Annotated in this window: 18 protein-coding genes; 7 read left to right on the top strand and 11 right to left on the bottom strand. The window is 43.6% G+C overall.

Annotated features, from left to right (window positions below):
• The first annotated feature begins 197 nt into the window (after positions 1–197).
• Positions 198–2,744 carry a phosphoenolpyruvate carboxylase gene (locus tag BLT07_RS16080; RefSeq protein WP_091871509.1) on the top strand — a complete coding sequence of 849 codons (2,547 nt, stop codon included), beginning with the start codon at positions 198–200 and terminating at the stop codon, positions 2,742–2,744.
• 118 nt (positions 2,745–2,862) lie between these two features.
• Here BLT07_RS16080 and BLT07_RS16075 read toward each other — a convergent pair whose 3' ends face one another.
• The 11 genes from BLT07_RS16075 to BLT07_RS16025 all read right to left on the bottom strand — a co-directional run bounded on the left by BLT07_RS16075 (position 2,863) and on the right by BLT07_RS16025 (position 12,712).
• Positions 2,863–3,096 (bottom strand): hypothetical protein, encoded by a 234-nt coding sequence (locus BLT07_RS16075; protein ID WP_091871503.1) that lies wholly within the window; start codon positions 3,094–3,096, stop codon positions 2,863–2,865.
• Positions 3,096–3,860, bottom strand: a complete 765-nt coding sequence (gene trpA, locus BLT07_RS16070) for a tryptophan synthase subunit alpha (RefSeq protein ID WP_091871498.1) — start codon at positions 3,858–3,860, stop codon at positions 3,096–3,098. Before trpA ends, BLT07_RS16075 begins: the two co-directional genes overlap by 1 nt.
• A gap of 36 nt (positions 3,861–3,896) precedes the next feature.
• On the bottom strand, positions 3,897–5,078 hold the full coding sequence (gene trpB, locus BLT07_RS16065; protein WP_091871495.1) for a tryptophan synthase subunit beta: 1,182 nt from the start codon (positions 5,076–5,078) through the stop codon (positions 3,897–3,899).
• Between the two features lie 53 nt (positions 5,079–5,131).
• A complete protein-coding gene (locus BLT07_RS16060; protein ID WP_091871491.1) occupies positions 5,132–5,812 on the bottom strand; it encodes a phosphoribosylanthranilate isomerase in 681 nt (226 codons plus the stop codon).
• A 241-nt stretch (positions 5,813–6,053) separates the two neighbouring features.
• Positions 6,054–7,166, bottom strand: a complete 1,113-nt coding sequence (locus BLT07_RS16055; protein WP_091871485.1) for an acyltransferase family protein — start codon at positions 7,164–7,166, stop codon at positions 6,054–6,056.
• Positions 7,167–7,321: 155 nt separating this feature from the next.
• Positions 7,322–8,104 (bottom strand): indole-3-glycerol phosphate synthase TrpC, encoded by a 783-nt coding sequence (gene trpC / locus BLT07_RS16050; RefSeq protein WP_091871479.1) that lies wholly within the window; start codon positions 8,102–8,104, stop codon positions 7,322–7,324.
• Between the two features lie 36 nt (positions 8,105–8,140).
• Positions 8,141–9,139 carry an anthranilate phosphoribosyltransferase gene (trpD, locus tag BLT07_RS16045; protein ID WP_091871473.1) on the bottom strand — a complete coding sequence of 333 codons (999 nt, stop codon included), beginning with the start codon at positions 9,137–9,139 and terminating at the stop codon, positions 8,141–8,143.
• A gap of 128 nt (positions 9,140–9,267) precedes the next feature.
• Positions 9,268–9,888 (bottom strand): anthranilate synthase component II, encoded by a 621-nt coding sequence (locus tag BLT07_RS16040; RefSeq protein ID WP_091871470.1) that lies wholly within the window; start codon positions 9,886–9,888, stop codon positions 9,268–9,270.
• Between the two features lie 54 nt (positions 9,889–9,942).
• On the bottom strand, positions 9,943–11,343 hold the full coding sequence (locus BLT07_RS16035) for an anthranilate synthase component I family protein (RefSeq protein WP_091871468.1): 1,401 nt from the start codon (positions 11,341–11,343) through the stop codon (positions 9,943–9,945).
• A gap of 237 nt (positions 11,344–11,580) precedes the next feature.
• The gene (locus BLT07_RS16030) at positions 11,581–12,162 is read right to left on the bottom strand and encodes a YceI family protein (protein WP_091871465.1); all 582 of its coding nucleotides are present in this window, start codon (positions 12,160–12,162) and stop codon (positions 11,581–11,583) included.
• Between the two features lie 103 nt (positions 12,163–12,265).
• On the bottom strand, positions 12,266–12,712 hold the full coding sequence (locus BLT07_RS16025; RefSeq protein WP_091871460.1) for a MarR family winged helix-turn-helix transcriptional regulator: 447 nt from the start codon (positions 12,710–12,712) through the stop codon (positions 12,266–12,268).
• Between the two features lie 145 nt (positions 12,713–12,857).
• Between BLT07_RS16025 and BLT07_RS16020 the strand changes: the two genes are divergently transcribed.
• From BLT07_RS16020 to BLT07_RS15995, 6 genes are all read left to right on the top strand, one after another.
• Positions 12,858–13,169, top strand: a complete 312-nt coding sequence (locus BLT07_RS16020) for a rhodanese-like domain-containing protein (RefSeq protein ID WP_091871454.1) — start codon at positions 12,858–12,860, stop codon at positions 13,167–13,169.
• A 3-nt stretch (positions 13,170–13,172) separates the two neighbouring features.
• Positions 13,173–14,456 carry a DUF2851 family protein gene (locus tag BLT07_RS16015; protein ID WP_091871450.1) on the top strand — a complete coding sequence of 428 codons (1,284 nt, stop codon included), beginning with the start codon at positions 13,173–13,175 and terminating at the stop codon, positions 14,454–14,456.
• A gap of 120 nt (positions 14,457–14,576) precedes the next feature.
• Positions 14,577–14,804: a PspC domain-containing protein gene (locus tag BLT07_RS16010; RefSeq protein WP_091871447.1), complete on the top strand. Its 228-nt coding sequence runs from the start codon at positions 14,577–14,579 to the stop codon at positions 14,802–14,804.
• On the top strand, positions 14,801–15,817 hold the full coding sequence (locus tag BLT07_RS16005) for a potassium channel family protein (protein WP_091871443.1): 1,017 nt from the start codon (positions 14,801–14,803) through the stop codon (positions 15,815–15,817). The genes BLT07_RS16010 and BLT07_RS16005 overlap by 4 nt, the downstream gene beginning before the upstream one ends.
• Positions 15,818–15,976: 159 nt before the next feature.
• Complete coding sequence (locus BLT07_RS16000; protein ID WP_091871440.1) at positions 15,977–18,052, top strand: amino acid carrier protein; 2,076 nt, start codon at positions 15,977–15,979, stop codon at positions 18,050–18,052.
• A gap of 131 nt (positions 18,053–18,183) precedes the next feature.
• Positions 18,184–19,107: a ComEA family DNA-binding protein gene (locus BLT07_RS15995; protein WP_091871437.1), complete on the top strand. Its 924-nt coding sequence runs from the start codon at positions 18,184–18,186 to the stop codon at positions 19,105–19,107.
• Position 19,108 lies beyond the last annotated feature (1 nt).

The raw sequence follows: 19,108 nt of genomic DNA, 5'->3' as shown, positions 1-19,108 counted from the left end.
TCTTATTTCGTTTTTATTACATAGTAAAAGTACCCTGACATCCCGCTGAATTGAAATTTTTGTTGTGAAACCTGTTGTTTTTGTGGTGTAGGTGCGTTATTTTGTTATTTGGGATAAAATAGTTCCCTCCAAAAGGCATTTATCCCGATATTTATAGATTCATTTACATCCTCAAAAATTAAATTCACTACTTATATATGCATCAAACAGAAAGACTCGAAACCTTTAAGAAATCCGTTACCAACAAATTCAATGTTTATAACAGTTTATTTTTAAACCTACCGTACCGTAATATCGAAAACGTGGGCATGCTCATTCCCTTACTTTTCGATCAATGTGAAAAGGGATTGAAATCAGGGAAACATCCCCAAGAGATTCTGGATACATTTTTCAAGAACTATGCAGATATCAATGATGAAAAGGAACAGATCGACTTTATGTTTCGTATCATCCAGTACGTCGAACGTCAAGTGGTTTTATACGATAGCGTTGAAGATGCCGCTTTTCCAAAGCTGCACGAACACAGTAGCTCGTTATCCATCAAAGATTATTTTCAGTTCGTTGACAAGAACAAGAATTGGGACAAGCTTGCCGAACAGCTGTCCACCTTTAGCGCGCGTATCGTTTTCACTGCACATCCTACCCAATTTTATACGCCCGCGGTACTTGACATTATCGCCGAACTACGCTCGCTTATTTTAGATGACCGTATCAACGACATCGACCTGACTTTACAGCAATTGGGACTCACATCCCTGATAAACGCCACCAAACCGACCCCTCTCGATGAGGCGAAAAACATTATTTATATCCTCCGTAACGTGTACTATGATGCCGTCGGAGATCTTTTTTCCTATATCAAGAGCAATGTGCCTAATTCTAATTTTGAGAACCATAAAATCATGAAGCTCGGTTTTTGGCCCGGTGGGGATCGTGATGGTAACCCGTTCGTAACCGCCGATATTACCAAAGATGTGGCCGATGAGCTGCGCGTTACCTTGATGAAATGTTATTACAACGACCTGAAGGAACTCCGGAAAAAACTGACTTTTAAACAGGTGCAAGAACCTTTGAACAAATTACGGGACAGCCTGTATGTGGCTATGTTCAATAGGAACCAAACGGTCGATTACCAAGACCTTATTGAGCCTTTGGAGGCTATACGCGAAACCCTTACCGAAAAGTACCACGCTCTCTACATTAAAGATCTCGAACACCTTATCGACAAGGTCAAGATTTTCAAGACCCATTTCGCGACTTTGGATATACGTCAAGATCAGAGCAAGCACATTTTGGTGGTGGAAAGTATTTTAAAGCAAAATGGTATTATAAAGGATAATCTTGATGAACTCGATCAGGCAGCATTGGTCGATATCCTGTTGCATAAAGATTTGAAGGTGGATGCCGCGGATTTTTCGGATGATATTGTAAAGGATACCTTGATCAATATCTCACAATTAAAAGAAATTCAGAACAAAAACGGCGAGGAAGGATGCAATCGCTATATCATCAGTAATTCGGAGGATATTTTCTCCGTACTTTTCGTCTACGGACTGTTCCGATGGTGCGGATGGGATGCCGATAAAATCACTTTTGACATCGTACCCCTGTTCGAGACCATGAACGGGATGGACGGCGCGGAAGCTACGATGGAAGCCCTATTCGAAATGCCGGAATATCGGGCACATTTAGAGCGGCGCGACAACGTGCAGACCATTATGCTCGGTTTTTCGGACGGCACCAAAGATGGAGGCTATCTCAAGGCCAACTGGTCCATTCTAAAAACAAAGGAAACCCTATCGAAAGTGTGTAAAAAGAACGGTATCAAAGCGGTGTTCTTCGATGGTCGCGGCGGTCCACCGGCCCGTGGTGGTGGAAAGACCCACCGTTTCTACGCCGCACAGACTAAAGATGTAGCGAACCACGAAATTCAGTTGACCATTCAAGGCCAGACGATTACGAGTACCTACGGCACCAAAGAACAGTTCATGCACAATTCGGAACAGTTGCTCACTGCCGGCCTTTCGAACAACCTTTTCGGAAAGGAAAACGTGATTTCAAAAGATTCGCGTAAACTGATGGAAGAACTTTCCGAACTGAGCTTTGCAAAATACGATGCTTTGAAGCGGCACGAGATGTTCATTCCGTATTTGGAAAATAAAAGTACCTTAAAATATTACACCAAGGCGAACATCGGTAGTAGGCCCGGCAAGCGTGGCAATAAGGCCAAGCTGGAACTGACCGATTTGCGCGCCATTTCGTTCGTAGGTTCTTGGAGCCAATTGAAACAGAACGTACCCGGTTATTTCGGAATCGGTACGGCAATCAAGACGCTAAAGGACGATGGTAGGATTAAGGAGGTCAAAACCCTGTTCAAGGAAGTACCCTTTTTTAAAGCCTTGATGCTGAATAGTATGATGTCGTTGACCAAATGCTATTTCGAGCTGACCAGTTACATGAAGGAAGACCCGGAATACGGGGACTTTTGGAAAATTCTGCATAAGGAATACGAACTTTCCAAAGAAATGCTATTGCTCATCAGCGGATTTGATATTCTGATGCAGAACGAGGGCGTTTCCCGTGAATCGGTGAAGATTAGGGAAAATATCGTATTGCCCCTGTTGGCCATACAGCAGTATGCCCTTCAAAAAATTGGGCAAAATGCCAAGTTCAAAGAGGAATACGAAAAAATAGTGACTAGATCGCTATACGGGAATATTAATGCGAGTCGTAATTCGGCTTGATTTGGAGTAGAAGGGCCTTTCAATGGTTTTTAAAATAATTACAGCTAAGCTATTATTTGAGATTGGGCAGTCTAATAGTCTTTATATTAGTAGCTTACAAGTGTCATCTTCCGAAAAATCAATTTCTGTTTTCAAGACCGGAGTTGTTTTTTGTAAAGATTAACCGAAGTAAAAGCAAAAACGGAAATCCATGAAAGAATAGATCGAACCAATCTTGAGGTTGCATGCCGACGGCACCACCTGAAATCCATTTAATTTTGCCCCATATATGAGGTTCTGGATAGAAAGGTGCCATACCTATGGCAACACAGAGTAGAATGATTATTTTCCAATTATTGACAAGCTCTTTCATCAATGAATTTTTGCAATAAAATCTGAAACGGAATCAGTACCACTTTCCGTTAAATGATTGATAAACGCCGACCCGATTATCGCGCCTTTAGCGGTTTTGGTCGCTTGCTGATAGGTCTCGGTATCCTTGATGCCGAAACCTACAATTTGCGGGTTGGAAAGTTGCATGTCGGAAATCCGTTTGAAATAATCGGTCTGCATATGGCCAAACCCCTTGCCAGAACCGGTGACACTGGCCGAACTCACCATGTAGATGAACCCCTTGGAAACTTTATCGATAAATCGGATACGCTCTTCCGAGGTCTGTGGCGTAATCAAGAAGACGTTGATAAGTCCATATTTCTCGAAAGTTTTCTGATATTCCTCATGATATACATCGACCGGTAAATCAGGAATGATGAGTCCGTCTATGCCAATTTCCTCACATTTTTCGCAAAAGGCCTCCACGCCGTATTGCAGCATGGGATTGAAGTATCCCATGATGATCAGCGGAATCGAAACGGAATTCCTGATATTCTTTAACTGTTCGAAAAGGATTTCGGTGGTCATTCCGTTTTTAAGAGCAGCGGTTGAGCTTGCTTGTATGGTCGGCCCATCCGCTAATGGGTCGCTAAAAGGCAGTCCGATTTCAATCATATCGACCCCGTTTTTCTCTAAATCTTGGATGATTTTGGCGGTGTCGTTCAATGCAGGGTAACCCGCTGTGAAGTAAATGGAGAGGAGTTTGCCCTCTGAGTTCATTTTATTATTTATACGATTATTCATGTGTAATTATCTTATTTTATGCAGGTCATTCATCTTTTAAAGTTTAAAATAGTCAATATAGGTATCCAAATCCTTATCCCCCCGACCCGATAGGTTGACCACAACTACATCATCTGCCTTAAACTTTCTGTGATTAAAAATCGCAAAGGCATGTGAGGTTTCTATGGCGGGAATGATACCCTCTAACTGCGCCATTTCGAGTCCGGCAATCATGGCCTCGTCATCGGTGATGGAAATGAATTCCCCACGGCCTGATTTGAATAAATGCGCGTGCATTGGGCCGACGCCAGGGTAGTCGAGTCCTGCGGAAATAGAATAGGGTTCGGTAATTTGTCCATCGGTGGTTTGCATCAACAGGGTTTTACTGCCATGAATGATACCTACCTTACCGAGTGCCGAGGTAGCGGCACTTTCTCCGGAATTCACTCCTTTTCCAGCTGCTTCCACCGCAATAATACCTACATTGGGGTTGTCGAGATAATGGTAATAGGCCCCTGCGGCATTGCTTCCCCCACCTACACACGCAACCACATAATCGGGATTCTCCCGCCCTTCTCTTTCCTGCAACTGCCATTTGATTTCCTTGGAGATGACGGACTGAAACCGTGCCACCATATCAGGGTAGGGATGAGGCCCCACGACCGAGCCGATGATATAATGTGTATCCACCGGATTATTTATCCAATCCCGAATGGCCTCATTGGTAGCGTCTTTTAACGTACGGCTACCCGAAAGTGCCGGTCGCACTTCCGCACCCAACATTTTCATTCGGGCTACGTTCGGGGCCTGCCGGGCGATATCGATTTCACCCATATAAACAATGCATTCGATACCCATCAAGGCGCAGACCGTAGCCGTGGCGACACCATGTTGCCCCGCACCGGTCTCCGCGATAATCCGGTTTTTACCCAGGCGTTGCGCCATCAATATCTGTCCGATAGTGTTATTGACTTTATGGGCGCCGGTATGGCAGAGATCTTCCCGCTTGAGATAAATTTTGGTCCCGTATTTTTCGGATAGCCTTTTGGCGAAATAGAGCGGGGTAGGACGGCCTACATAATCCTTTAGCAACTGGTCGAATTCCTCTTTAAAGGAAGGTTCTTCCATAATGCGGATGTAATTCTGGCGCAGCTCCTCACAATTGGGGTAGAGCATTTCGGGGATATACGCCCCGCCGAATTCGCCGTAGTAGCCTTTTTTATTTGCGTGGTATGTCATAGCTTATAGTTTCTTTTCAGTTGTCTTAATTAGGATGGTTATTTTAGGGAAGCTTACAAGAATAGGTGGGAAACAGCTAAATCTTTAAATTCCTTCAATCGCTCTATATTCTTCAACCCCGCCTCAATCTCAAACCTACTATTCACATCAAGAGCGTAACAATAGTTAGATTCTGGCCGTTTCCTGAATTCTTTGATGGCTTCCGCATCTTCCAGCCCAATTCCCCCACTTAAAAAGTAAGGTTTGGTCGAAGCGTAGTTTTTGAGTACGCTCCAATCGAAGATATAGCCGTTTCCGCCGGGGAATTTGCCTTGGGTGTCGAAAAGGTAATAATCGCAGAGCTCTTCGTAGGGCTCTAATAAGCTGAAATCGAAATCGTCTTTAATTGAGAATACTTTGATTATTTTGAGATTTGTTTCCGCAAGGGAGGTCTCGACAGCGCTCGACCTTACCCCAAGTAACTTCGACTTAACTCGTAGTTCATCACAAAATTCGGGACTTTCTTCACCATGCAACTGCACCGCCTGTAAATTGTGCTTTTCCATTTTATCTAGAATTTCTTGTATCGAAGCATCCACAAAAACTCCTACTTTTTGGATGTGATCCGGTAATTCTGGAATCTCGCCTTCAAAAAACCTGCTGGAAGGTTCCCAGAAAATAAAGCCTAGGTAGTCGGGCTGCAGAGCTGCTACCTCCGCCGTATTCGCTTTCATTCCGCAGATTTTCAGTTTCATGGTGTTCGTTTTTTCACTTTCGCTCTTACCTTGTCATTTCGTAGCAGGAAGAACCTCTTACAACGGATATTCTGCCTAATTGGTTCCCTTCGCCACCGGAACAGTCAAGAACCCGACCCGCAGAACCAAAACATCCGGCAAGGTCCCTTCATTTTCGGGTGGACAAGAATTACCGCTTTTCCTTATTGGCCATTCCATATTGCAATACTTCTAAAAATTGATTCCTTCTTATCATCCTTTCTCAAACCTTTAAAAACAGCTTTTGCTTATACAGCACGTACAAAAACACCCATTTTACGGCAATCAGGGCTACGGCCAGGGCTAGTGCGTTCCAAGGATTACCGATGAGCTGCCCGAGCCATCCGAAAAAGGCTTCGGTGGAATATTCCCAGTTGATGAACTGGCCGGACATATAGATCAAGATGGAGTTCATACCGATGACCTTGAAAAAGAAGGCCCATTGGCGATGGCCCAAAATATCGATGATATAGTAAAATAGCGCCATCAGCAAAAGGCTTATTCCGCCGCATTGCAATACGAAAGAACTGGTCCACAAATTTTTATTTATAGGGAAAAATAGGTTCCAAATTTGTGCCAGAATGATACAAACAACGCCTGTCGCTACCATCTTATATACCGCTTTCATCTTACCTTCGGGGGGTGTGCTGCGCAATAGATTTCCCGTGAATATGCCTAATAAGGCAGTGGAAATTGCAGGAACGGTGCTGAATAGCCCTTCGGGGTCGTGAATACCGAGATAGAGCTTGCCGGGCATGAGCAGCCGATCAATATAGGAGGTGAGGTTGCCCTTCATACTCATATCCCCTGCCGGAAAACCGGGGGCGGATCCAAAGGTCAGGGCGAGCCAATATCCTAAAAGTATGCCTGCGAACCAAATGACCTGCGTGCGCGGCTTACAGTACAGATAAATAATGTTTGCCAACATGTAGGCAAGGCCGATGCGACCCAGCACACTGCCGAATCGGATTTCCGCCAAGGGTTTGAGTTCAAGTGCGTTGTTGTAAATTATACCCAAGACGACCAAGATGAGGCCGCGTTTGATGACTTTTAAAAGTAGCTGTTTTCGGTCGGTGCCCCTTTGCAATTGTTTGCCGATGGAATAGGGAGTGGCCACGCCCGCCAAGAATAGGAACAAAGGAAAAATAAGGTCGTAGGCTGCGAACCCATGCCAGGCCGGATGGTTTAGCTGTCCGGAAATGGCCTCCCAAAAAGGGGAACCGGTGATTTCTCCCAAGTTTTTAAATAGTTCCTCCCCACCGATGATCCAGAACATGTCAAAACCTCGGAGTGCATCTAACGAATAGAGCCGCTCGGGAAGTGTAGATGTTTCCATTGTGTGAATTGATTTTAAATGATTATTTCAGTAAACTAATGTTAAGTTAAACCAAAATACACGATTAACTGATACGCCATTTAGCTTTAATGTAATAGATATCCAAACTTTGGCTGCATTCCCCGGCCCATTTGTTTGTATCAATTTTTCGGTCTTTAGCTTAGATCATCAATAAATTCCTTCGCGGCTTTTCCTGGATCTTCGGTCCGCATAAAATTTTCTCCGATCAGAAATCCTTGATATCCGTAAGGTTTCAAAACTTTTATCGCTTCGATAGTACTAATGCCACTTTCCGACACTTTGACAAAATCATCGGGGATCAATTTAGAGAGCGTTTTACTGATTTCTAAGCTGACCTCGAATGTTTTTAGGTTTCGGTTGTTGACGCCCAACATATCGAGACTGTGCATGATGGATTTATGGAGCTCTGCTTCGTTGTGTACTTCTAGCAGCACATCGAGATGTACCGATTTAGCCAATTCTGAAAATCGCTTTATTTCTTCTTTGTCCAAAATTGCGGCAATTAAAAGAATGACATCGGCACCGTGGGCCTTGGCTTCCAGAATTTGATATTCGTCGATTATGAATTCTTTGCGCAATAAGGGTATGTGAACAGCAGCACGTGCCAATAGCAAATCATCCAAAGAACCACCGAAATATTTACCGTCTGTTAGAACGGACATTCCGCAGACTCCGGCATTTTGATAGCCTTTGGCAACATCTTGTACGTTCAGGCTTTGGTTGATTTCCGATTTGGAAGGTGATCGACGTTTGTGTTCGGCGATTATTCCCGTTTTACTTTTGCGGAGCTTAGCAGCTAAAGAAATAGTTGGGCGTTCGAACAGCACCGATTTTTCTAATTGTGAAACCGGGATGAGTGATTTTTTGAGGTCGACTTCCTTGCGTTTGTCGGCTACTATTTTTTCTAGAATGTTCATAAGTATCCCTGTTCAGCTTGTAAGTTCTTTTTGCGATTAGTTGGCCTTACTCAACTCCTGTAATTTTTTCAAAGCTTGTAATCCTTTGCCGCTCAATAATGACTCTTTCGCCTGTTCAAATCCCTCTTTGACCTCCAGATTTTTGACCGTGGCAATCGCAATACCGGCATTGGCGCACACCACATTGTTTTGTGCTTCTGTACCTCGGCCTTCTAAAACATCTGAAAATATCTGCGCGGACGCTTCGATACTATCACCTCCGGTAATTTCGGATTGTTTGATGGTTTTTACGCCAAAATCCTCGGGTTTTAACATGCCTTCGGAATGGTTTGAGATGGTTTTCGTGTTTCCGGTCAAGGAGATTTCGTCGTAACCGTCAAGGGCGTGCAATACGGTAAATTTTTTATCGGTGTTTTGATAGAGATACCCGTACATACGGGCCAGTTCGAGATTAAAAACGCCGACCATCTGATTTTTTGGGAAGGCGGGATTTACCATTGGTCCTAGCATGTTGAAAAAGGTTTTTACGGCCAAATCGCGGCGGATAGGGGCCACATTTTTCATCGCGGGATGAAACAAGGGCGCATGCAGCACGCAGATGCCCGCTTTGTCAATCGATTTTTCCAAAAAATCTTTTTCACTGCTGAACTTGATACCCAGGAATTCCATGACGTTACTGCTGCCACACTTGCTGGATACTCCGTAATTACCGTGTTTCGTGACTTTTACGCCGGCCCCTGCGGTCACGAAAGAGGCCAAGGTCGAAATATTAAAGGTGTCCTTGCCATCACCGCCCGTACCACAGAGGTCGATGGGGTCGTATTCGGATAAATCAACCGCCAAGCACAGTTCCAATAGCGCATCGCGGAAACCTTCGAGTTCTTCGATGGTGATACTGCGCATCATATAAACCGTTACAAAGGCAGCGATCTGACTTGTGTTGTAGTCGCCTTTGGCCATATTGACCAGTATTCGTTTGGCATCCGCTTTGGAGAGGATGTCGTGGTTTATTAATTTATCAAGTGTTTCCTTCATCAACTATGGTCTTTTTATTCGCCTCGTATAAATTTCAGCGATACAATTTCTATATAAGTTAAGCTCTCGATATTCGAGTCACACGCAGATTATTGTTAAATCAGGACGACCCGTAGAAAGAATAAAAATCATGTATTGATCCAGTTTTCCAAAATCTTTTTCCCTTCCGGCGTCAAAACCGACTCCGGATGAAACTGCACCGCACATACGTCGTATTCTTTATGACGAAGGGACATTACCTGTCCGTTTTCATCGACTGAAGTGGCCTCCAAAACTTCCGGTAAATTGGGATTCACGACCCATGAGTGGTATCTGCCCACTTCGATTTCCTGGGGAAGTCCTTCAAAAATTGGGTCTTCTTTGATTATTCGTATTTGAGTGGCGACACCGTGGTGTACTTCATCCAAATTAATAAGTGTTCCGCCAAATACCTCGCCAATGGCTTGTTGCCCTAGGCATACGCCAAAAATACTTTTGGTGGGGGCGTATTTGGCAATGATTTCCTTCAGCAATCCCGCTTCATCGGGGATTCCGGGTCCAGGGGATAGTACTATTTTATCAAAGGCATCGACCTCTTCAAGGGTCAAGCGGTCGTTTCGCTTTACGGTCACCGTACAGCCAAGGTCTTCCAAATAGTGCACGAGGTTGTAGGTGAAACTATCGTAGTTGTCGATGACGAGAACGGAGACGCTTTCTAATTTCCCCTCGGGGGTAGAACTCTTACTCTTTTGAACGTTTTTCGTATTCATTTTTTAATTGTAATCATTAAAAGTCCCCCTTTTGAGGCTAAGGATCTGTGGGTCCTAAATTCCCTCTGCAATCTTCAAAGCTTTGGTCAACGCACCCAATTTGTGGTAGGTTTCCTCCAGTTCATCGTCTGGATCCGAGGCGGCTACCAGACCTGCGCCCGCTTGGTAGTGCAGTTGATGATTTTTGCTCAGAAAGGTTCGGATCATGATGGCATGGTTAAAATTACCGTTAAAATCCATAAAACCGATGGCGCCGCCGTAATAGCCGCGGCTTGTTTTTTCATATTGTTCGATCAGCTGCATGGCCCTGTGTTTGGGCGCGCCGCTCAAAGTACCGGCGGGAAAAGTATCGGCGACCACTTTAAGGGTCGGGATTTCGTTTTTTATTCGTCCCGTTACTTTCGATACCAGGTGGATGACGTGCGAAAAGAACTGCACTTCGCGGTAATTGGTGACCTCTACCATACTCCCATTACGGCTGAGGTCATTACGGGCGAGGTCGACGAGCATCACGTGTTCGCTGTTTTCCTTATCGTCTTCGGTCAGTTGTTTTGCTAAAATGGCATCCTTTTCATCGTTGCCGGTACGTTTGAAGGTGCCGGCGATGGGATGAATTTCCGCTATTCCATCCTTTACAACCAATTGGGCTTCCGGAGAACTTCCGAAGATTTTGAAATCTCCATAATCGAAATAAAATAGGTATGGAGAAGGATTTACGGAGCGCAGGGCACGATAGACATTGAATTCATCCCCTTTAAAATCTTGAGAAAACCGGCGTGATAGCACCAATTGAAACACATCGCCCCGTTGACAATGCTTTTTGGCCAACCGTACGTGTTCTTTATATTCATCGTCCTTTAGATTTGAGGTGGCCTCGCCATCCAATGAAAAATTGTAGGAAGCGAAATTTCGAACGTTCAATATGCGTTCAATTTCGACCGTATTTTCATCCTCATCAAAACAATGCGCAAAAATATAGGCTTCGTTTTTGAAATGGTCGATAGCGATTACATTTTTATATACGACGTAGTAGATATCTGGGATAGCTATACTGTTTTCTTTCTTTTCCAATTGCACATCCTCAAAATAGCGGACGGCATCATAGGCCATATAACCGAAAAGTCCGTTGACAATAAACTTGAAATCCTTGTCTTCCGTCTCGAACCTTTGGCTAAAGTCGTGAATGATTTTTACGATATCGGTATTCGTTTCTATGGCAATTTCTTGGGAGGTACTATCCGGAAATTGCTGCACAATTGTCTCGTTCTCGATTTTGATCGAGGCAATAGGATTGCAGCAGATATACGAAAAGCTGTTGTCATTGGCGTGGTAATCGCTACTTTCCAAAAGGATGCTATTCGGAAAGCGGTCGCGGATTTTTAGGTAAACGCTTACCGGGGTGATGGTGTCCGCGAGGATGCGTTTGTACGTGGTCTTAAGTTTGTATTTCGTCATTTCAAAAGCTATAAAATAATAAAGGCCTGTCGTGATGACAGGCCCTATATAGTTGTACTACAATGATGCTCAGCTCACGATGCTTATCGAAAGTTGTTCCACCACCAAGTTTGTATGCTATTATAAATCATTGCTCAAATATAGAAATCATTTTTAAAATGACAAGTCGATAAGTCAAAAAATATAGGGACCGAATATTTTCGGTCCCTACTATGTTAAATTATATGAAGTCAAATACTAGAATTCCAAATCGACGACCAAGTCGAATTCGTCATAAATCGTCTTATCGCCTAGATTTTCAAAAAAGTTACCTGAATTAAATTTGATGTCATAATTTGTACGATCGACTTTCAAAGTGGCCGTGGCCTTGCTTCCATAAATGGATACGTCAAAAACTACCGGCTTGGTAATATCTTTAATGGTAAGATCTCCCGTGACTTCGTACGAATTTTTTCCGGTAGACTTTACTTTGGTAAAGACCATATTTGACGTGGCATGCTTCTGGGTATGGAAAAAATCCTCAGAATTGAGATGACCTTCCAACTTCCCCTTGCTTTCTGGATCGTCGGCAAGGTCTGTTGAGACCAAGGTTGACATATCTACAGTAAATTCGCCGCCCGTAAGTTTTTCACCATCGAAGATCAATGACCCTTCATCCAGTTGTAAGGTGCCCGTATGCGAGCCTGTTACTTTGTAGGCTTTCCAAGTTACCGTACTGGCGTCGGTTTTTACTTCTTTCTCTTCGTCGGCGACGGGTTCGGTTGCGGTGGCAACGCCAAAAACCAGGGCCATTGCTAAACTAAATACTCCTTTTTTCATAAATACATGATTTTTTGTTCATCCAGCGGAGGCAGGAAACTGTTAATAATTGTTTGTTGTTCCCGCTAAACGGGAAATCTGAGTTACTAATTAATACTTCTATTTAAAATTTATCGAACAAAATGTTCAGTTGTTCCAATTCTTTGTGGGACAGGTTTTCGAGAATCTTTACCTCGGCATCTTTCATGGCCTTGTCCATTTTCTCCAATTGTCTATTACCTTGCTCCGTAATCGTAATTTCGATTTTCCTACGGTTCGATGGGCATGTTTGACGGTTTACATAGCCTTTCAGTAATAGTTTGTCGACCAAACGCGTCGTATTGCTCATTTTGGTAACCATGCGTCCGTTCAATGTGGAGAGGTTGGCGGGTTTGCCGTTCTGTCCCCTTAAAATACGTAATACATTGAACTGTTGCAACGATATCCCGTAAGGCTTGAGCTGGGTCGAGATTGTTTCTTTAATCTTAGTATTTACCAACATGAAATGGATAATGGTTCTACTTTTAAGTGGAATTTCTTTTTCGGTTTTAATGACTTTTTCTACATCCATACCCTAACAACAATTGTATATACAAATATATGTTCTCTTTTTATAGTAAGGGATGGAAGCCAAGCCAAATTTTTGTTAAAAATTTGGACGAGGTGTTTTGGGGTAAATATCTTATTTTTGGAATAACAAAAATGGAAATAATTTTATGAATCTATCACAACAAGAATGGGAAGACCAGCTAGAAAAGGACGATAACGCCTTTATTTTAGATGTGCGCTCACCTGAAGAACTGCAGGAAGGCTATATACCGAACGCCACGAATATCGATTTTTATCTGGGGCAGGATTTTTTGAACGAAGTCCAAAAACTCGACAAAAGTAAAAATTACTATGTCTATTGCCGTAGTGGGAACCGCAGCGGCCAGGCCTGTGCTATTATGAACAGCGTAGGATTTAATAACGCCTATAATTTGGAAGGTGGATTTATGAATTGGGAAGGCGAGGTTGAAGGGGATTAGGCTATGAAAGAAGATCTGCTACATTTCATCTGGAAATACAAAAAATTGCAATTGGATGATCTGCTCGGCACACGCAACGAACCTATTGGTATTTTTGATACTGGTACGCACAACCATTTAGCAGGTCCCGATTTTTTCAATGCGAGGGTGCATATCGACGGACAGCTTTGGGCGGGCAATGTCGAAATACATCTGAAATCTTCGGATTGGTATGCGCACCATCACGAAAAGGATACCAACTATAACAACGTAATCCTACACGTGGTCTGGGAAGATGATGCTTCGGTCTTTCGCAGTGATAATTCCGAAATTCCAACACTTGAACTGAAAAACTATATCCCACAAGGTGTTTTGGACGCCTATCAAAAGCTATTCGATAAAAACGGCGTTCAATTTATCAATTGCGAGAAAAATATCGGGGATGTAGATACCTTTCTTTTTGAAAATTGGCTGGAACGCTTATATTTCGAAAGGTTGGAACGGAAGTCCAAATGGGTTTTCACCCTGCTGGAAAGCTCCAAAAACGATTGGGAACAAGTGCTTTTTGCCATGCTACTTAAGAATTTCGGTTTGAAAATAAATGGGGCATCGTTTTTAAGCTTGGCCCAGGCCTTGGATTTTTCGACGGTGCGTAAACTGCAATCCTCCACCTTGGCCTTGGAAAGTGTTTTCTATGGGATGTCCCATTTATTGGACTCGAAAGAAATTCTGGACGATTATTACATCCGACTAAAAGAAGAATACTTCCATTTAAAGAATAAGTTCGGCTTAGAGCAAAGAAGCGTCCAAAAACCGGAATTCTTTAAACTAAGGCCCCCGAACTTCCCCACCATCCGGCTATCACAATTGGCAAACCTGTATACCAAACGTCAAAATCTTTTCAGCAGAGTGATTCACGCATCCCAACTAGTAGAGCTATATGAGATATTCGAAGTTTCGGCAAGTGGGTATTGGAACGAGCATTTTACGTTCGGAAAAACATCAAAGAAAAGCAGCAAAAGACTGACAAAAAGCTTTATCGATCTTTTGATCATCAATACCCTCTTGCCCCTGAAATTCTGTTATGCACGACATCAGGGCAAGGATGCCAATGAAGACATCCTCCAAATTATATCCCAAATACAAAAGGAAGAAAATAGTATTATTACTAACTTTAAACATCAAGGTCTTTCCATCGCGAATGCCAAGGAAAGTCAAGCCATACTGCAGCTATATAATGAATACTGCACCCAGAACAAGTGCCTTCAATGCGCGGTGGGAAATAGTTTATTGCGAGCAAATGGTTAATTTCACGAAGCACGGGTACGAGCACATAGCTGTTTACTAAACTATTAAACGGATTAACCTATAAATTCATCAACCCATACACTTTTCCTTGCACCTGCGTTTGATACTTGAACTTTACTCATGAACATTTTTTACAAACTCCTATATTATCTCCAAAAACGTGGCTTCGAGGTCTGCCGTCGTATTGCCGAACGTTTAGGAATCCGGACGCGGGTAGTGCGTACCTCGTTTATCTACCTTACATTCGTGACCCTCGGTTTTGGGTTTGCCCTGTATCTTTTCTTGGCCTTTTGGCTCCGTATCAAAGATTTGGTCTACACCAAACGCACCTCGGTATTTGACTTATGAACCTTTTAAAATTCTTTCGTTCTAAAATCTATTTGGCCTTGACACTGATAGCATCGGTGTTTATCATCGGGGTATTGGGGTATCGTTTTATTTCGGATTTTGCTTGGATGGATGCGCTTTACATGACCGTAATTACCGTAACCACCGTGGGTTTTTCGGAAGTGGGGCCGTTGAGTAACGAAGCCAAGCTCTTTACTATATTTTTAATACTTTCGAGTGTTTTCATATTTGCGTTTTCCATTTCGATCATCACTGAATACATCTTGAGCAGAAACTCGTTACAACTTTTAAAAAAGAAAAAAGTGAAAGACCAGATCAACAGTTTGTCCGATCACGTCATCGTATGTGGTTTTGGACGTAACGGTATGCAGGCCGCCGAGCGTTTGAGGACTTATAAAAAACCTTTTGTCGTCATTGAAAAGGATAAAGAAATCATCGAAAAATTTGCCACGGAAGATATTCTTTTCGTAGAAGGAGATGCCAATGAAGACGATATTCTGAGCGAGTCCGGAATAGAGAAGGCGCATTACCTTATAGCCGCTATGCCCGATGATGCCGCGAATCTTTTCGTGGTGTTGTCCGCAAGGCAAATGAACAAAAGCCTGTTTATCATCAGTAGGGCCTCTCTGGTAACCTCATATAAGAAATTGTTATTGGCAGGTGCCGATAAGGTAATTATGCCAGACCGCATCGGGGGCGACCATATGGCTTCGTTGGTAGTCATGCCCGACTTGATTACATTTATGGATCAGCTCGGTACCGAAGGTAAAAATACTACGAACCTCGAAGAAGTGGCCATTGAAGATTTTAGTGACGAGGTCGATTGCAATTCCCTCCGCGACCTCGACTTACGAAAAAAAACAGGCTGTACTATTATTGGCTATATAGAGCCTGATGGGAATTATATTATCAATCCCGAAGCGGATTTGCAGCTGAAGCCGAAAAGCAAAGTTATTGTTTTGGGAAGGCCCGAGCAGATACGAAAACTGCACGAGATGTTCCATATTGAATAATTCAATACTAGCGTTCGGGAAGCGTATTCGGAAACATCTTTAGGTTAATTCGGAAGTATTATTTGATTGTTCTGCTTATTTTTAGGATATTGGGCTTTCTTTAACAAGAGCATCCCATACATTTAATAACCGTTTCACAAAGACCACATGGTATACCCAATGAAAAACTATCTTTTATTATGTTTAACATTATTCGCATTTGCGGTCAACGCACAACAAGGGCTTAGGGTCAACGAAGCGGTAATGAACCCTTCGGACATTATTAACGATGGTGCTATCGAGTTACAGGTGCTTGGCGGCACACCTCCGTATACCTATAAATGGAGCAATCAAGAAACACCGCTATCGAGTAATAAGGCGGTCGGTCTGACTGAAGGAATCGAGTATTCGGTAACGGTTACCGATTCGAAGGGAGTTTCGGTCACCAAAAGCTATAAAGTCAAGACCCAAGCGATAACCGAGGTTTTCAACGGCGTAATGACCCCTGCGGTCGGTGCTTTAGGTTCCGTACTATTTTGGGATCCTTTTGCAGCCATAGGTATATATGATCCGATAGCCTATGCCGACGTTAAATTGGTTGCTACGCCCGGATGGTCGGCGAGCGTAGAAGATCGGTTTGTTTTGAAAAAATGGTTGAAGCCCGAAGGGGCCCAAGTGAAGAAAGGGGATGAAATCGCAGTGGTATCCCGGGATAACGGCGCCGATGAAACCGTAGTGGCTACTGTGAACGGGGAGCTTAAATACCTAGTTCAGGAAGGTAAGGCCATCTACAACTTCGAAAATGCCGAACATGTCATCGCGCAAGGCGCTCACTTTTTGGCTGAGATCAAATACGACGAACCCAGGCCTTTGTTGCACCCTAACGGAGATCCGGTAACGAAACCTATACCCTTTATCGTGATATGGCTCGTTTTTGGGGCGCTTTTCTTTACTATTCGCATGGGGTTCATTAATATTCGCGGGTTCAGGCATTCCCTTGACCTGGCCAAAGGCAAATATGACGATCCCAACGCTCCGGGTCAAGTCACCCACTTTCAGGCGCTGGCTACCGCGGTTTCCGGTACGGTAGGTCTTGGCAATATTGCCGGCGTTGCCGTTGCGGTTTCCGTAGGGGGCGCAGGTGCGACTTTTTGGATGATCGTATGCGGACTTTTAGGAATGTCGTCAAAATTCGTAGAATGTACCCTAGGTGTCAAATACCGAAATATTCTTCCTGACGGTCGTGTTTTCGGGGGGCCAATGAATTATCTACGTTATGGCCTTGAAAAACGAAATATGAATGGTTTGGGTAAAGTATTGGCGAGCGTATTTGCTGTCTTGGCCATAGGGGCTTCCTTTGGCGGCGGTAATATGTTTCAGGCCAACCAGTCGTTCGAACAGTTGGCAGGGCAGTTTCCGGTACTGACGGGTAACGGTTTTTGGTTCGGTATTGTAACCGCCATTCTGGTGGGTGTGGTTATTATAGGCGGCATACGGAGTATCGCCAAGGTTACCGAAAGAATTGTTCCCCTTATGGCTGGTATTTATGTGCTTGCCGCACTAGTGGTTATAATCATGAATATTCAAAATCTGGGCGCCGCTTTTGGGGCTATTTATGATGGGGCTTTTAGTCCGAGCGCACTCAAAGGTGGCGTCATCGGTGTTTTGGTGGTAGGCTTTCAGAGAGCTGCCTTTTCCAATGAGGCAGGGGTCGGTTCGGCAGCCATTGCGCATAGTGCGGCAAAGACCAACCATCCACCCTCTGAGGGTTTCGTTGCTTTGCTAGAGCCTTTTATAGATACCGTTGTAGTTTGTACGCTTACCGCATTGGTGCTCGTTTTTACGGGTATGCATGAAGTTGAGGGTATGGCCGGTGCGCAATTGACGTCCGATGCCTTCGGAAGCCAAATCTCCTGGTTCCCCTATGTTTTAGGTATCGCCGTATTCTTGTTTGCCTTTTCGACCATGATTTCATGGTCTTATTACGGTATGCGTGCTTGGACCTATTTGTTCGGAAAAAGCACAAAATCCGAAATGACCTATAAACTATTTTTCTTGGTATTCATTGTTATCGGGGCTTCGGTAAGTTTGGGTGCTGTACTTGATTTCTCCGATATGATGATTTTAGCCATGTCCTTCCCGAATATCATAGGGCTTTACATTATGTCGGGCGAGGTAAAAGCCGATCTGGCGAACTATTGGCAAAAGCTCAAAGCGAACGAGTTGTTTAAAAAACAGAAGGTGGTCAAAGACTAATCTGAGCTAAAGAAGATAAAAAGGAAAGAAGGATAAGACAAGGCTGGTTGTGGGTTTTAGTTTGATGTTTTAGGCAATAAAACAGAAACTGTAAACGTTTTCAGGAGTTACTGAATAGATACAAACACCTCGTGAATAAACTACAATCCCACTTTCGTTTCAACAAACAGGAACGAAGTGGGATTTTCTTTTTACTCCTAATTATAGTATCGCTACAAGTAGGCTATTATTTCTATGGCCGTTTTTCTGAGGAGGCGCAGCAGGATACATTCGTAGTAAACGATGAACTGCAAACGGAAATCGATTCCCTAAAGCAAGCGGCCGCGAAAAAGGATTCCGTAAAAGTCTATCCCTTCAATCCTAATTTTATCACCGATTACAAAGGATATGTCTTAGGGATGTCTACCGATGAAATTGATAGATTGCATGCCTTCCGCAAAAAGAACCAATTTGCGAACACCGCGGAAGAATTCCAAAAAGTCACTCAGGTTTCCGATTCGCTGCTGGCGGCCATATCGCCGCATTTCAAATTCCCTGAATGGACAAAAAATAGGAAGCAGTCGTCAGTTGTCGCTAAAAAGTATGGGGTAGCAAGCCACGCTTCTAAAAAAAAATCCTTCGGGCGAGATGGGTCGGGCGGGACCTCACAAAAGGTGGCCATCATAGATTTGAACACGGTTACGGCCCAAGAACTCCGAACAATCAATGGCATTGGCGAAAAGCTGTCCGTCCGAATTATAAAGTTCAGGGATAGGCTGGGTGGCTTCCTCACCGACGATCAATTATACGATGTGTACGGTCTCGAGCCGGAGGTGGTCGAGAGAACCTTGGTAAAGTTCAAGGTGCTAAAAAAACCCGACATCCCCAAAATAAACGTCAACACCGCTTCGGTATATGAGATAGCGAGTTTGGTATATATTCAAGAACAGGTCGCTGAAAGTATCGTAGAATACAGAAATGTCAATAACGGCATCCTATCGTTGGAAGAACTTTCAACTATTGAGGGTTTCCCATCCGACAAGATCGATAGAATAGCATTATATTTGTCCCTTTAAA

Source organism: Pricia antarctica, assembly GCF_900101815.1.
Lineage (GTDB): Bacteria > Bacteroidota > Bacteroidia > Flavobacteriales > Flavobacteriaceae > Pricia > Pricia antarctica.
Note: the sequence above shows the minus strand (reverse complement) of the source record. Positions and strands in the feature narration are given on the sequence as shown.